The organism is Aeromonas sobria, assembly GCF_050266975.1.
Taxonomy (GTDB): Bacteria; Pseudomonadota; Gammaproteobacteria; order Enterobacterales; family Aeromonadaceae; genus Aeromonas; species Aeromonas sobria_B.
Map to the genome: position 1 here is coordinate 1 of NZ_JBKISU010000128.1, position 296 is coordinate 296.

1 rRNA gene is annotated in these 296 nt (G+C 48.6%); it reads right to left on the reverse strand.

Going from position 1 to position 296, the window contains the following annotated elements:
- Positions 1 to 296 (reverse strand): 23S ribosomal RNA (locus tag ACLHZ1_RS20760); the annotation flags it as partial.

Consider the following 296-nt stretch of genomic DNA (forward strand, 5'->3'; position numbering starts at 1 on the left):
AGGACCATTCCACTAACTTCCAAGAAACTTAAGGGCTAATCCCCGTTCGCTCGCCGCTACTGAGGGAATCTCGGTTGATTTCTTTTCCTCGGGGTACTTAGATGTTTCAGTTCTCCCGGTTCGCCTCGTTGCACTATGTATTCATGCAACGATACCTAGCTTATGCTAAGTGGGTTTCCCCATTCGGAAATCTGTGAGTAATAGCGTCTCTTACCGACTTCTCACAGCTTATCGCAGGTTAGTACGTCCTTCATCGCCTCTGACTGCCAAGGCATCCACCATGTACGCTTAGTCAC